Raw genomic sequence first — 13,889 nt, 5'->3', positions numbered from 1 at the left:
CCCGGGGGCTCTGTTACTTGCGGGCGCGGCGCTTGGTGTTGACGCGCTCTTTCAGGCCCTTCGACTGCTCGAACTTCACGTTCTTCGAGGCGGCGATCTTGATGGCTTCACCCGTCTGCGGGTTGCGGCCCTTGCGCGCCTTGCGATCGACGAGCTTGAACTTCCCGAAACCGAAGATCGAAACCTCGTCGCCCTTGTGGACGGTGTCGGTGATCTTGTCGAAAATATTCTCGAGCATTTCCTTCGCGAAGGTCTTGGTGAGTTCGTATTCCTGAGCGATGTGCTCGATGAGATCATTCTTGTTCATGATGGTCCTCATGGTCCGATTGGAAAGCCAAACACGACAGCGTTTCCCAGTTACGTCCGGCCTGACGCCGCCGTGGCATGGCCGGAAGGCCGGCGTCAAGGCCCTGTGACTGGATTTTGCCGATCCCGCCTCTGACTCGATACGTTACCTACTGCCGGGTGCCAAGCCGTGGATGCGGCGCGAATCGCCTGTAGTCACAGGCATTCTCGCGAATCACATCCATTCTGCGAGGCGTTGGGTCGCGCAGGATGGTCCTGCCACAAGGCGCCCGCGCAGAGGAGACGGGCCGGGATGGTGATGGTAACGTCCGAAAACCGCCAGTCGCCGCTTCCGACCGGTGCTAGGCCTTGCGACATGACGCTCATCGACCCTCACATCGGCTACCGAGCCCTCCAGAGCCGCGATTCGCGCTTTGACGGCCGCCTCTTCGTCGGCGTGACCTCGACGGGGATCTATTGTCGTCCAATCTGCCCGGCGCGGACACCGAAAGCGGAGAACTGCCGTTTCTTTCCGTCCTCAGCCGCCGCTCAAGAGAACGGATTCCGCCCCTGCCTGCGCTGTCGCCCGGAGACGGCGCCCGAACTCGCCTTCTGGCGCGGCACATCGAACACCGTGTCGCGCGCCCTGGCGCTGATCGCCGAAGGGGGGCTCGATAGCAGTTCGGGGGTCGACATCCTCGCGGGACGTCTGGGTATCGGAGAGCGTCAGCTGCGGCGGCTCTTCAAGCAGCATCTGGGCGCGTCGCCCGTGGCTGTCGCCCAGACGCGGCGGGTTCTGTTCGCCAAGCAGCTCATTCACGATACCCGCATGCCCATGACCGAGATTGCCTTCGCGGCGGGGTTCGGATCCGTTCGACGATTCAACGAGACCTTCCAGACCCTCTTTCGCCGGCCGCCCCGTGCCCTCCGGCGCTCGGCGGCCAGCGATGTCCCGGCAGGGGATGCGAGCCAGAGTGGCGTGACGCTGCTGCTTCCCTATCGCCCTCCCTTCGATTGGGCCTCGATGCTAGGGTTTCTCGAGGCGCGCGCGATCGCCGGCGTCGAGCGCGTGGCGGATGACACCTATTCCCGGACAGTGCGCCACAATGGGTCATGCGGTCTGGTCACGGTCCGGCACGCGCCAACCCGGCAGAGTCTGGCGGTGACGGTCCGATTTCCCTGCGTGCGGGCACTGCCCCATATCCTTGCCAGGGTGCGGCGGGTCTTCGATACCGGCGCCGATATCGACGTGATCGGGCTCCACCTCTCGAAAGACCCTTTTCTGGCCAGACTGGTGGCGCAGCGACCCGGCCTACGCGCGCCCGGCGCCTGGGACGGATTCGAGCTGGCGGTGCGGGCGATCTTGGGTCAACAGATCACCGTCGAGGCCGCACGTCATCTCGCCGGACGCCTGGTGCAGATCGCCGGCCCATCCTTGGCCGGACAGCCAGACAGCGCACCTCCCCTCTCCCTGATCTTTCCGTCTGCCGACGAGGTGGTGACGGCCGATCTCGCGCCGCTCGGCATGCCATCGGCCCGCCGAGCCGCTCTGACGGCGATGGCACAGGCGGCGATCGAAGACCCGTTGCTGTTTCACGCGGCCGGCACTCTGGAGGAAGCGGTGGACAGGCTACGCCGCATCCGCGGGATCGGCGACTGGACGGCCCAATACATCGCGTTGCGGGCGCTGCGCGAAACGGACGCTTTTCCCGCAACCGACATCGGTCTTCTGCGCGGCGCGGCGGATGTGTCCGGCCGCAGGCCCACACCGGCCGACCTCGTGACGCGGTCGGAACAATGGCGGCCCTGGCGCGCCTACGCTGCCCAGCACCTTTGGGCTGCCGATGCCGCTCTCGCCGGCGCAAGCAAAGGTCGCCTGACATGACGCCGACACTCACCCTTCGGATTGACCGAGTCGCAACGCCGATCGGCGAAATGGCGATCGTGGCAGACAACGATGACGGCTTGCGGGCGGTGGACTGGAGCGACCATGACGATCGACTTCATCGACTCTTCAGCCGCCATTACGGCAAGACCGGCTATGTGTTGGAGCCAGCCCGCAATCCCGGCGGCCTGACGGACGCGATGCTGGCTTATTTCGAGGGCGATCTCGACATCATCGACAAGCTGCCCGTGGCAACGGCTGGCACGGAGTTCCAACGGCAGGTCTGGCAGGAATTACGCCGGATCCCACACGGGATGACCATCACCTATTCGGAGCTCGCCCGACGCATTGGGCGACCGGCAGCGATTCGAGCGGTGGGCCTTGCCAACGGCGCCAACCCGATCGGGATCGTCGTCCCTTGCCATCGCGTCATCGGCGCCAACGGCACCCTCACGGGATATGGCGGCGGCATGGCGCGAAAGAAGTGGCTTCTCGCCCACGAGGGCATCGCTCATTCCGGCGCGCAACTGCCCCTGGGCCTATAGCGCGCCGCGCCGAATTGTCAGCGGACGTTGCGGCCGCTGACGAGTGTCCAAAGCGTGGCGAACACGATCTCGACATCCATCGCGAAGCTGAATTCACGCACATAAAAGAGGTCGTATTCAAGCTTCGTCTTCGTCTCCTCGACGGTCGAGGCATAGCCGTAGGTGACCTGTGCCCAACCGGACAGACCGGGCTGCACCGCATGGCGGAGGTCGTAGTTCGAGACGATCTGACCGTATTTCTGCACCAGCTCCGGTTGTTCCGGGCGGGGACCGATGAGGCTCATCTCGCCCTTCAGGATATTCAGCAGCTGCGGGAGTTCGTCGATGCGGAAGCGGCGCAGGACTTTCCCGAGCGGCGTGATCCGCATGTCGCCGTGCGAGGTGGCGATCTGCAGCGCACCGGGCTTTGCCACACGCATCGTGCGCAGCTTGTACATCCGGAACACGCGGCCATTCTGGCCGACGCGGTTCTGGGTGAAGAAGATGGGCGCGCCCATGGTGAGCGCGATCGCCGCAGCAGCAAACGTCAGGAGCACGAGGGCAATCGGGGCCAGCAGGAATACGGCCAGGATATCGATGCAGCGCTTGACCGGAACATAAAGGCTGTTCATGCGCAGGTTGCGCCGGATCGTCTGTGGCTCGACGTCTTCCGATTGCAGGCAAGAGGTTCTCTGAACCGCATAACTGCGGACGTGAGAAAGCTCGCAATCGGCAAGAGCGGCCGCGGAAACGAAGGGCGCCCATTCAGACGGCATCACTGTCGAGAAATCGATCAACAGGACATCGTAGCGGGACGCGTCGCTGGTTGGATCCGTGATCAGCTCCACGTCGCTGTCGAGGCGCCGCAGCAAGTCGGGGACCGCGCCGACCGCGATCGCACCGACGCGGCGCGGACGCGCAACCTTTCGGAAGGCATCGACGGCCAGGCTGCAGGCAAGCGCCGCCAGATAGGTCCACGGAACGTAAGTCCAGCTCACTGCTCGGTGCAGCGATTCTTCGTAGGCGAACCACACGAAATGGACCAGGAAACTGAACGTGAAGGCGAGCAGGAGACGCGAGGTCGACTGCTTGCGGGTGAACGTCGCAATGGCAATGATCGCAAGGGCGTTCAGGCCCACCACCTGCAACATCGTGGCGCTGAACTCGACATTGCGCGGCGAGGCCTGCAACATCGTGCTGAACAGGATGGCCGATTGCGAGGCGCTGACCAAGCCGCCGAGCGCCGCGATGGCGGGCCAGACGATGAGACGGAGGGGCCTTGTCGCGGTGACATGAGCTGGCTGCGAAACCTGTTCGGCAACCACCTCCCGCAATGGAAGTTTGGAGACAATTGCCATCGTGCAAACTCCTGCCCGTGCTCATGGACAACAAAACCACTCGGCGCCTCTCAACTGGGCGACGACGCGGTGAACCTTGGTGTCACCATAAGACAGGAGATTCGCGCTAAAGTTCAGACTCAAAGAAGGGGTAGTTCAGATTATTCGGAAGAGTCAGAAGCAGCCCGGACGGGCCACTGCATGCAATTCGGAGACAAAGCCTGAACCCCACGGCGGAGGGATGCCGCTCTGAGCCGGCCTAAAGAGGCGGGAGGCCTATTAAGACCCGTGCTGCAAGCGAGCGCAATGTCAATTTTCGTCAGATTGCGCCACAGGCCGCAGAGCGCGCCTGGCATCCCTGGGAGATTGGCCGGTCCAGCGCTGAAAGGCGTGAACGAACGAGCTGACCTCGGTGTAGCCGAGCAGCCACGCGATCTGGGAGATCGAGAGGTCTTTGTTCTGCAGATAGCGGTCTGACAGCGCGCGCCGCAATTCGTCGAGAATGCTGCTGAAGGTGAGCCCCTCATCGGCCAATCGGCGCGACAGCGTGCGCGTGCTCAACCCGAGATCGCTGGCAATCGTGCCGATATTGACGGTCGCGTGCTGCAAGCGCGGCGAGATGGCATTCTCGACACGGGTGCGCAACGGGTTCTGCCGCCAGTGGCGCTGCGCAGCAGCGTCCTCATAATAGGCCACCATGAACCTGTTTAAGGAGGGATCAGCGGTCACGACCGGCATGTCGGCTTCCTGCGGCTCGAAATGGACGCGGTCCGCCGACGCGCCGAATTCGACCGCGCAGCCAAAGTAACGCTCCATCTCCGAACTGTCGCCAATGCTGTGATGGACAAATCCCACATGGCTCGGGACCAGTTCCCGATTGAGGAGAAGGCGAGCCGCTTTGACCGTCCAGGTAGCCCAGAACTCGATCTGCTGCCTGTCGATATACCGCTCGATGCCCACGTAGCCGAACTCGACGGAAAGGCTTGATGCATTGCGTGCCGCAATGAACCGAACGCCCTCGTTGATCACGGTGCTGTAGCGGGCAACGTGCTCGAAGGCCTCGCCGAGCTTCTCGGAGGATGAGAGAACGTAGAAGAACGGGTCGATCTCGCGCAGGTCCGCGTCGCGCGCCATGTGGAAACCCAACAGGGGATCGGCGATGGCCTCCGCGATCATATTGAGAAACAGGATCTGGCTTCGCGCATCCAGTCGCAAGCGCGGATCGATCACCAGGGTTGACGGCAGCCCTGCCCGCTTGATGATTGGCGCAAGGGCCTCCACCCCGGACTCCATGGCCCGGCGGGCGGCGAGTCTGGCCAGCACCCCCACCGTTGTTGGGAGTGTCGGGTTATCCTTTGCCAGGAGGCGGCTTACCTTACCGTTCGACATCGGTCAGCCCTAACGCGAGAGCCAGTATCGATCCTTTCCGCAAGCAGAGGCAAGATGCCAAGCTTGCGTCGGGAGGCCTTATGCCTTCGGGACTACACCTTATGGATGATGCGGCGATCACCTTCTGAATGTCTTGGACAGTTCGAGAGAACGGGTATGCTGCGCATGAATATGTTCACAGGCTCCGCCGCGCCGCGCGCCGGGCGAGAGCATCGAGAATCGAACAGCCCATGCGAATGTCATCGTCACCTGTCCGCGTGCTTGCCGTCATCCCTGGCGATGAGGACCAGCCCAGCAGCATGGTTTTCGCGCGTCGCCAGGTCGCGGCGCTTCAGCAGCGCGGCATCGTCACACGCACCTTCTTCCTTTCCTCCCGGACATCGCCGGGCGCTGTTCTTGCCGAGATGCGGCGATTTCGAAAGGTTGTGCGCGACTTCGACCCCAGCATTGTCCATGCCCACTATGGCACGATGACGGCGTTGTTCTGTGCGCTTGGCACTCTGCGCCCTCTGGTCATCAGCTTTCGCGGCAGTGACCTCAATCCGACAAGCGACATCGGCTACGTTCGCAGCCTGGTGGGCCGAATCTTTTCGCAGATTTCGGTTTTGCGCGCGCGACACGTGATCTGCGTTTCCCAGCAGTTGAAGGACCGGCTGTGGATCCGCTCACGACCGGTCTCGATCATTTTCGACGGGGTCGATCTCTCCGCGTTTCAGCCCACTCCCCGGCAGGAGGCACGGAGGAAACTCGGATGGAATCCCGAGACGCGGTTCGTCTTCTTCAATCTCGGCGGCCGCCCGGCAGGCAAGCGCCTTGCCTTGGCCGAAAGTGCCATTGCGTATGCACGCCGGACGATTCCCGACATCGAGCTGGTGCCGGTCAGCAACGTGGACCCGAACCAGATCCCGATCTTCATGAATGCGTGTGACTGTCTCCTGCTCACCAGCGACTTCGAGGGATCGCCCACGGTCGTCAAGGAAGCGCTGGCCTGCAATCTTCCCGTCATCACAGTCGATGTGGGAGACGTGCGGGATCTCCTCAGCGGCGTCGAGCCCTCGCGGATCGTTGCCGATCAGGTGGAAACGCTGGGCAATGCGCTCGTCGAGGTTCTGCGCCTCGACATCCGCTCTGACGGTGCAAGCCGCGCCGAAGAGCTGTCGGAACGGCGCACGACCGACCGCGTTGTCGAGGTCTTCGAAAACGCGGTCCTATCCTCGGCGGCCTGAGCGCCGCGCCCTCTTATCTGGCCGACGAGACTTCTGGGGCGAGCCGACCCGGAACCGGGGCAACCGCGCGACCAAGGACCGACTCCAACTGGCGCGCCAGCACGTCCCGGGCAAATTTCTTTTCAGCCAGACGGCGGGCATTCAGTCGAAATTCCTCGATCTGGTCCGGATGATCCCGGAGCCAGACGCACTTGTCGGCGAAGTCGACTGCATTGTCCGGCTCGACGAAAACGCCGGTCCGGTCCTTCTCGGCGATATCTGCCAGCCAGCCGGGCATATTGGTGAGGACGGGTTTTCCCGCTGCGAGCGCGTCGAAGAGTTTGTTTGGGGAACAAGTCTGCAGAACCGGCACATTCTTGAAAATCGTCATGCACACGTCGACGGCCGCCACCAGCTCCGCAATCTCGTGCTTGGGCGTCGGCCCGGAGAATTTCACGTTATCGAGGCCCTCGCGGCGCGCCCGCTCTTCGAGAGCAGCGCGCTGCATGCCGTCACCGTGCAGCATGAGGAGGATGTCATCGACCCGGCGGTGTTTGAGCTCGGCTGCGGCGTCGAGGACGAAATCGAGGCCGTTGGCGAGCCCCATAGTGCCGATATAGGCGAGCGTGAACTTATCGTCGATTCCCAAAGCGCGCCGTTGCTCCGTCCCGTCGACTAGGGGGTGGAACAGGTCCAGATCCGCCGCATTGGGAATGACCGAAACCTTCGCGGGCGCAGTGCCGGTCGCGACAATGCCGTCACGCATGCCGGGGGATAGAGCGACCACGTGCGTCGAACGACGATACGCCCACTTCTCGAGGCGTCGCGCGAGCCATTTTGCGACCGGATTGGTCAGCACGCCGAGCTGGATTGCGCCCTCCGGCCAGAGATCGCGGACCTCGAACACCATCGGAATGCGACGCGCCCACGAAGCGTAGATCCCCGGGATGGCGATGGTCAGGGGCCCGCTCGTCGCAAACACCACGTCGCCGTCGATCGACGCCGCGCGCCTTGCTGCGCCGATGGCAAAGCGCTGAAACGCGTAGAGACGCTTCTTGAAATCCATCTTGTTGGAATAGGGCACTGGGAGCCAATGGACGTGAATGCCTTCCTCCACCGTCTCGAACCACTCCTTCGAATCGCCCTCGCGCGCATGGGTGTGAGACGTGATCATATGGACCTCGTGACCCATGGCGACCAGCCGCCGGGCGAATTCGTATGAGCGGTTTCCCGCCACGCCGATCATCGTCCGCGTGAAGAAATACTGGTGAAGATAGATGATCTTCATGGAGACGAATCCCTTGAGCATGGAACGCAACGCGCGATGCCGAACCTTACCAAGCCGCGACCTGCGAGGAAGCAACCCATTCGGACACCATGGTTGGCAATTTCGGGGGCCATCAGGCCGATCGGATCTGTCTGCGTTCCACGCGGTTGATCACCGCCCAGAGCACGATTTCGCCGATGATCATGACGATCGTCGACCAGATGACGACCCCGATGGGTGAGATGGTCGGAAGAAGCATGAGCAACGCGGTGGCGCCCGCTCGTCCGAGATTGACCAGAACAGCAAGCCTCAGCAGGTTCTCTCGCTGGACGCGGAGGTTCAGCAGCCCGACAGAAATCGTCACGACCGCGCCGCCGAAATAGATCAGAAAGAACCACCCGGCCAGGGGGAACTGGGCACCGTAGATCCAGTGGATGAGGCCCGCGATGGGCACCGTGACGGTCATGAACACGGCCGCAAAGGCGAGCACGATGACGTTGAACGACCCTGCGCCGAGGCCGAAGACGTCGATTTCCTTCATGTCCCGGAGAAGGATCTGCGGAAGCACGTAGACTCGGAAGGTGCCGATCACCAGGTCGACGGGCGACATGAACAGGAGGGCGACGCCGAAGGCGGATGTCGCAAGCACGTCGCCACGATCGTGCAGAACGCTTTGTGTGATGAGCGAGAGCGAGCCCCACAGGGAGATCGACAGGAACATCAGTGGCGAGACCGTCAGCATCGGGCGCAGGCTGCTCAGCGTGATGGTCGAGCGCAACTCCCGGACAGCCGTTGCAAGCGTGGTGACATGAACCGGCAATTGCGCAATCACATGCAGTGCGAGCACGATCAGCACCCAGTCCTGCGATGCGATCGCCAGCCCGCCAACCACGAGCCGGGTGATGGCGAAAGACAGGTTGAGCCAGGCAAGCCGCGTGAAATGGCGCTCGTATTGCTCGACCACCCGCGTTGCGGACCAGAGCGCGACGCCGGCAGCTGCCGCCACGATGACAAGGTTGGCACTCGGGCCATAGAGGAGGGTCCCAACCAGAAAGACCCCGAACGCGATGACGAAGAAAAGTGCCTTGGCGATCAAGTTGATGCCGATATAGCTGCTGCTGTGCCGCTCGATCGACAGTTTCAGCGCGGTTTGATCCATGCCGAAGCTGAAGATTGTCGCCAGAGTCATGATCCATGTATTGGCCAGCGACAGACTGGCGAATTCCGCCGCGCCGAGGCTCTTGGATGCGATGAACATGACGAGGAAGAACGAGATGTTCAGCAACAGGTGAGACGTGAAAACGCCGGCCTGCTCGCGCGCATCGCGGGAGGCATAGACCTTCTGAAACATCGTCAACATAATGCGCCCTGCACCCTCGAGATGGCCAGGTGGCAAGCTTGCGCCGTACTCATCCTGCAGTGATTCATGATGCGGACCGCAAGGCGTCGACCGGCGCGGGGCGTTCCGCGAGGCGCCGTCGCGGTCGCGTGGTGCGGTGGAAAGCGGTCGCAGCGAGCGCTTCAGCCTGCTTGCGCTTGAAGGCGCCCCGCGCGCCGACGGCAATCGCCATGGCGAGCGCAACGTTCGACAGTCGGAACGCAAACGAGCTGTGGCTTGAGAACATGTCGACCATAAACACGACCCCAAATCCCACCGCCACCAGACGGTCTTTCGCCTGGACTCCGATGATGAACAGCCGCGCCAGGAACGTCATGAAGATGACGAACGGGATGAGGCCTGCTTCGCCAATGATCATCAGAAACGTATTGTGGACCCCTAGCCAGACCTCGACGCTTCCACGCGAGCCGCCCTCAAGCGAGTGAAAGCTCCCTAGTCCGGAGCCTGACGGCAGTTGATCCTCGATCCGCCAGATTCCCGTCTCCCACAGGATCGTTCGTCCGGTCGTCGCCCGCGTGGTGACCTCGCCACCCGCGAGGTTGAGAACATCTGCGATGCGTTCGCGCTGCTCCCGGCTGAGACCGAACAGATCGTGGTCGAACAGATACTGGAGAGCGATTCCCGCGATCGCGAAGGCCAGGATGGCAAGAAGAATCAGCTTCAGCGATCGACGCTCGACGAGGATGAACAAGGTCAGCAGGCCGAGGCAGAGGATGCCGGCTTTCGAAAAGGTGAGCGCCAGCGCGACCAGCGCGATGATGGCATGGATCGCGGTGACAAGCCGGCTTTTTGCCGGATAGGCGGCAATCAGCACGAGGCAATACAGCGCCGCCACCCCCGCGTCGTTCGGGCTCCCGAACAGTCCGGTCGCCCGTCCTTCGGGTCCTTTGTAGTCGAGATACGGCGCGATGTACGGCGACAAAGGCACGAGCGCACAGGCGATCAGAAGGATCCCCTTGAACAGCCGCATCACCTTCTCGAACTCGGCATCGGTGCATCCGAACAGCCAGAAATAGACGCCAGGGATCAGGAGCAGCGTGGCCGAATAGATGGTCAGATAGGTGGTCTCGAAGCTGCCGTTGATGAGGCTGATGACCGTCGCGAAGGCGAGAAACGACACCATGAAGGTCATGAACAGAACCAGCAGTTCGCTCACCGCCACCGGGCGCGCATATCGCAGCCACAGCACGAGGACCAGAACCAGCACGAGCGGCGACAGCAGCGCCGACTCCTTGATGAACATCAGAAAGACGCCGTTGAGATTCAGGCCTGCGAAGACCAGAAGCGCGCAGGCTGCCAGATCATGCTCCCGCCGCCTGGCGCCTCGCTGCACATTGCCCGTCTGCACGGCTAGCCCTCACCGGTTGCGGGCATTTGAAGAATGCGCCTCTTGTCTGACGGGGTTTGATACGCGCATGGCATGTGGGTCATCATCGGCTCACACCTCCGCGAGGCGCCCGGACACCCGGAGCGACATCTCAAGAGCTTCCCAGTAGACCTCGAGCGTGCGGTCGATGATTCCATTGATCTCGTAGCGCGATGCCGCACCGGTGCGGATTCTCTCCCGATCCAGACCGACATCCAGCACCCGGCCGACCCGCGTTGCGTCGTCCGCCACGGACGGACCGTCGAGGAAAATGCCGTTGACACCTTCGCTCACCATCGAGCGCAGGCCGAAGGCCCGGGGCACCGCGACGGGAAGGCCGCGGCAATGGGCCTCGGCGACCACCATCGGCGCCATCTCCTGTTTGGAGATGAGCAGCAGGAGGTCCGACCGGTCCATCCAGGCGGCGACCTCGGGCGGGGTGGCATTGCCGTGGAACGTCACGACATCGTCAAGGCCCAGCTTGGCGACCTCGCGCAGGCAATACTGATGATATTTCACGTCGACAATCGGGCCGAGGACATGAAGATGAACCGGCGTTCCGCGACGGGTGAGTTCGCCCGCGATCTCGATCGACGCCAAAATGTTCTTGAGCGGGCTCACAACCCCGACTTGCAGCAGGTGATAGACGCCATCAGGGGAACGGGGCGCCCGTGGGGAGTGGAAGAACACATCGTCGACCGGGTTCGGGATCAGATGATAGCGCAGGTCTGCCACATCGGGCATGGCCTCGAGCACATACTCGTTGATGGCGATGACCTCGTCGTAACGATCCCGGGATTTCCGCTCCACTGTCCCGATCAAGGCGGCGCGGGCCGGAACCGTGATTCGCCGCAGCACGTCCTCGCCAGCCGTGTGCACGATATCGACTTCGAGGACGCCGTGGGCCGTGAAAATCATTGGGCGCTTGCGGGGCTTCTTCCCCACCGGCCAGAAAAGAGAATCGCCCGCCACGCCCTGGACATGCACAATGTCCGGGTTGAGGCGCTCGATTTCCTGATAAACCGCGAGAGAGCTCCACGACCAGTAGGTCAGGAAGCCGGGGCCGGCCGTCCGCTTCAGGTAGGTGATGTCGCCGAATTCGTCAGTAAAACGCAGCCCCTCTCGTGCGCCCGGCACGACAAGCGAGACCTGCATCCGCTCCGCCAGCTTGCGCCGGAGCACCTGGACCACGCGTTCGACACCGCCCTTGCTCGGCTCGCCGGGCAATGCGTGGGCTCCCACCAGTGCAACGTGCATGGCAACTCTTCCGATCCGCAACTTGACTCATGAACCCCAGGCGAGAACTGGACCGTCGACCGTCGTCGTGGTGTGCTGTCACCTCCGAAGACCAGACCGCGTCGGAAGACGTCTCAGAATGGAGCATTCTCGCGATACGGTACTGCCTGTCTCGTCCCAGCGCATCCTTTCGTAGGAGGTAACTCTCATGCTCACGCGTCATTCCCTCCTGACGACGACACATGCGTGGAGCGTTCACGGCACTTGCCGTACAAGGCTGTCATGGGATCGGATATACTCGTGAACCAGCGGCAGGGCGTAGCAGTCGGTGACGGTCGTCCCGCGCAAACGCATGCGCGCGACTCCGCGCCGTCTTCTGCCCATTCGGCCGACGACATCGTTCTGTCTCGCGGTGACGCGGCCCGATCTCTTCTGCGGGATCCGCAATTCCGCGCGGCGTGGATGGATCTGGCAGAGGCCTGTCCCTGGGCCACAGCATGGCAATCCTTCGGATACGCGGAAGCCTGGCTGTCCGTTTATGGGGACACCCACGAACCTCTTCTCGTCGCGCAAGTTGACTCCTCCGGCACGCTGACCGGCCTCCTGCCACTGGCAATCGGCCGCCACGACGGGGCGTTGGTCCATGTGGGCGCGCACCAGGCCGAGTATCAGGGCTGGCTCGCGCGACCGGAGGTTTCCGATCACTTCATCCAGCAGGCACTTTCAGTTCTGGGCGAGACCTTCCCCCGTGGCCGATTGGCGTTGCGCTTTCTTCCTCAAGGCACGCCCGTCGGCTGGTGCGCGACGACGGGACTGCGCGTGATCCTTCAGACACAGGCGCGGCCGCTCCTCGCCCTTGGGCCGGAGGGCGGCGTCGAAAAGTCCCTGAAGAAAAAGCATACCCGCAACCGGATCAACCGCCTGCAGCGCATCGCGCCGTTGCGATTCGTGGAGCTGGAGTCCCGCGAGGAACTCGAACGGGTGATCGACGCCGTGGCCGATTTCTGCGACCTGCGGCAGGGCGCTCTCAACGCGTCACTCCCGTTTCGCGACGATCCGCACAAGCGTGAGTTCTGGCTGCGGCTCATGGAGACGCCCGGACTGGCGCATGCCTCGGTGCTTCTCCTCGGCGAAACCGTCATCGCGGCGCATGTGGGGCCCATCAACCGCACGTCGGTAGCCCTGGGCGTGATCGCCCACTCGCCCTTCGTCGCGGACAGCTCGCCCGGCAAACTTCTGGTGCTGATGCTGGCGCGCGCTCTCGGCGGGAAGGGTTTTCAGGATTTGGACCTGACACCGGAGGGAACCTACAAGGAACGGATCGCCGACCACGCGGATGAGGTCCAATCGCTGGCCGTTCACTTCCGATGGTCCGACCATATCAAGGCGCGCGCGCTGCTCCGGCTGCGAGACCGCCTTGGCGCGAGCGGCGTGTTACGGGTGCGTCGCTTCCGGCAGAGACTCGCCGATCGGATGCGCCGGTTCTCAGGAAAGACGGCGGCTGGCTCCGCGCCCCTTGTGACCTTTGCGCTCGACAGCCGCACCGGCCTTGTCGTCGGACCCGGCACGATCCTGTTGAATGTGAACAATGTCGCGGATCTGCTGCTGTACCGCCCGTCCGCTCCGTCGGAGATCAGCCAGACCGCCTTTCTGTCCCGCGCGCTCGAGCGTCTAGAAGCCGGCGACCGCGCTTATACCCTCGTGACCGATGGCGTGCTGCTTTACTGCGGATGGTCGTCAGATGCACCGGCCCACCCGGCACCCGATGCGCCAGTCGCGGCCGGTGCACTCCACCTGTCTGAGGGTTTCATGCATCCCACGGGGACAGAGGATGTGCGGATCGCAGCGATCACGCAGCGTCTTCGCGATGGGCTCTCACGCGCTGCCGAGGGCGCAATCGTGGTGGCGATCCCGGCCGAAGACCGACGATCGGCCGAGGTTCTGACAAGTTGGGGATTTCGCTCCACCAGCACCGGCCACCCTTGAGGCCGGCCCC

At 63.0% G+C, this 13,889-nt stretch carries 11 protein-coding genes; 4 read left to right on the top strand and 7 right to left on the bottom strand.

The features are described from left to right. Positions 1-13: 13 nt before the first annotated feature. The gene (locus J4G32_RS08635) at positions 14-307 is read right to left on the bottom strand and encodes an HU family DNA-binding protein (protein ID WP_210485807.1); all 294 of its coding nucleotides are present in this window, start codon (positions 305-307) and stop codon (positions 14-16) included. A 291-nt stretch (positions 308-598) separates the two neighbouring features. On the opposite strand from J4G32_RS08635, the gene J4G32_RS21700 reads away from it, so the two are divergent. Further along, positions 599-2,170: a DNA-3-methyladenine glycosylase 2 family protein gene (locus J4G32_RS21700; protein ID WP_246504924.1), complete on the top strand. Its 1,572-nt coding sequence runs from the start codon at positions 599-601 to the stop codon at positions 2,168-2,170. Next, on the top strand, positions 2,167-2,715 hold the full coding sequence (gene ogt / locus J4G32_RS08620) for a methylated-DNA--[protein]-cysteine S-methyltransferase (protein ID WP_210485805.1): 549 nt from the start codon (positions 2,167-2,169) through the stop codon (positions 2,713-2,715). The genes J4G32_RS21700 and ogt overlap by 4 nt, the downstream gene beginning before the upstream one ends. A gap of 17 nt (positions 2,716-2,732) precedes the next feature. On the opposite strand, the gene J4G32_RS08615 is transcribed toward ogt, so the two are convergent. Then, entirely contained in the window at positions 2,733-4,052 is a 1,320-nt protein-coding gene (locus J4G32_RS08615) for a sugar transferase (protein WP_210485803.1), read from the bottom strand. Between the two features lie 288 nt (positions 4,053-4,340). Further along, a complete protein-coding gene (locus J4G32_RS08610) occupies positions 4,341-5,420 on the bottom strand; it encodes an AraC family transcriptional regulator (protein ID WP_210485801.1) in 1,080 nt (359 codons plus the stop codon). Between the two features lie 230 nt (positions 5,421-5,650). Here J4G32_RS08610 and J4G32_RS08605 point away from each other — a divergent pair, with 230 nt between their 5' ends. Further along, the gene (locus J4G32_RS08605) at positions 5,651-6,646 is read left to right on the top strand and encodes a glycosyltransferase (protein WP_210485799.1); all 996 of its coding nucleotides are present in this window, start codon (positions 5,651-5,653) and stop codon (positions 6,644-6,646) included. Between the two features lie 13 nt (positions 6,647-6,659). On the opposite strand, the gene J4G32_RS08600 is transcribed toward J4G32_RS08605, so the two are convergent. The 4 genes from J4G32_RS08600 to J4G32_RS08585 form a co-directional block, all read right to left on the bottom strand. Continuing rightward, entirely contained in the window at positions 6,660-7,913 is a 1,254-nt protein-coding gene (locus tag J4G32_RS08600; protein ID WP_210485797.1) for a glycosyltransferase family 4 protein, read from the bottom strand. Positions 7,914-8,025: 112 nt separating this feature from the next. After that, complete coding sequence (locus tag J4G32_RS08595; RefSeq protein ID WP_210485795.1) at positions 8,026-9,252, bottom strand: oligosaccharide flippase family protein; 1,227 nt, start codon at positions 9,250-9,252, stop codon at positions 8,026-8,028. Between the two features lie 64 nt (positions 9,253-9,316). Then, entirely contained in the window at positions 9,317-10,639 is a 1,323-nt protein-coding gene (locus tag J4G32_RS08590; protein ID WP_210485793.1) for an O-antigen ligase family protein, read from the bottom strand. A 90-nt stretch (positions 10,640-10,729) separates the two neighbouring features. Further along, positions 10,730-11,914, bottom strand: coding sequence for a glycosyltransferase family 4 protein (locus J4G32_RS08585; RefSeq protein WP_210485791.1), 1,185 nt, complete (start codon positions 11,912-11,914; stop codon positions 10,730-10,732). 279 nt (positions 11,915-12,193) lie between these two features. Here J4G32_RS08585 and J4G32_RS08580 point away from each other — a divergent pair, with 279 nt between their 5' ends. Then, complete coding sequence (locus J4G32_RS08580; RefSeq protein ID WP_210485789.1) at positions 12,194-13,879, top strand: GNAT family N-acetyltransferase; 1,686 nt, start codon at positions 12,194-12,196, stop codon at positions 13,877-13,879. Positions 13,880-13,889 lie beyond the last annotated feature (10 nt).

It is taken from the genome of Microvirga antarctica, from assembly GCF_017921815.1.
GTDB lineage: Bacteria > Pseudomonadota > Alphaproteobacteria > Rhizobiales > Beijerinckiaceae > Microvirga > Microvirga antarctica.
This window is presented reverse-complemented; position numbering and strand designations above follow the sequence as displayed.

Bases quoted from the DNA above. Each gene is read 5' to 3' on its own strand.
- J4G32_RS08615 (WP_210485803.1), bottom strand. From the start codon at position 4,052: ATGGCAATTGTCTCCAAACTTCCATTGCGGGAGGTGGTTGCCGAACAG.
- J4G32_RS08610 (WP_210485801.1), bottom strand. From the start codon at position 5,420: ATGTCGAACGGTAAGGTAAGCCGCCTCCTGGCAAAGGATAACCCGACA.
- J4G32_RS08605 (WP_210485799.1), top strand. From the start codon at position 5,651: ATGCGAATGTCATCGTCACCTGTCCGCGTGCTTGCCGTCATCCCTGGC.
- J4G32_RS08600 (WP_210485797.1), bottom strand. From the start codon at position 7,913: ATGAAGATCATCTATCTTCACCAGTATTTCTTCACGCGGACGATGATC.
- J4G32_RS08635 (WP_210485807.1), bottom strand. From the start codon at position 307: ATGAACAAGAATGATCTCATCGAGCACATCGCTCAGGAATACGAACTC.
- J4G32_RS21700 (WP_246504924.1), top strand. From the start codon at position 599: ATGGTGATGGTAACGTCCGAAAACCGCCAGTCGCCGCTTCCGACCGGT.
- J4G32_RS08595 (WP_210485795.1), bottom strand. From the start codon at position 9,252: ATGTTGACGATGTTTCAGAAGGTCTATGCCTCCCGCGATGCGCGCGAG.
- ogt (WP_210485805.1), top strand. From the start codon at position 2,167: ATGACGCCGACACTCACCCTTCGGATTGACCGAGTCGCAACGCCGATC.
- J4G32_RS08585 (WP_210485791.1), bottom strand. From the start codon at position 11,914: ATGCACGTTGCACTGGTGGGAGCCCACGCATTGCCCGGCGAGCCGAGC.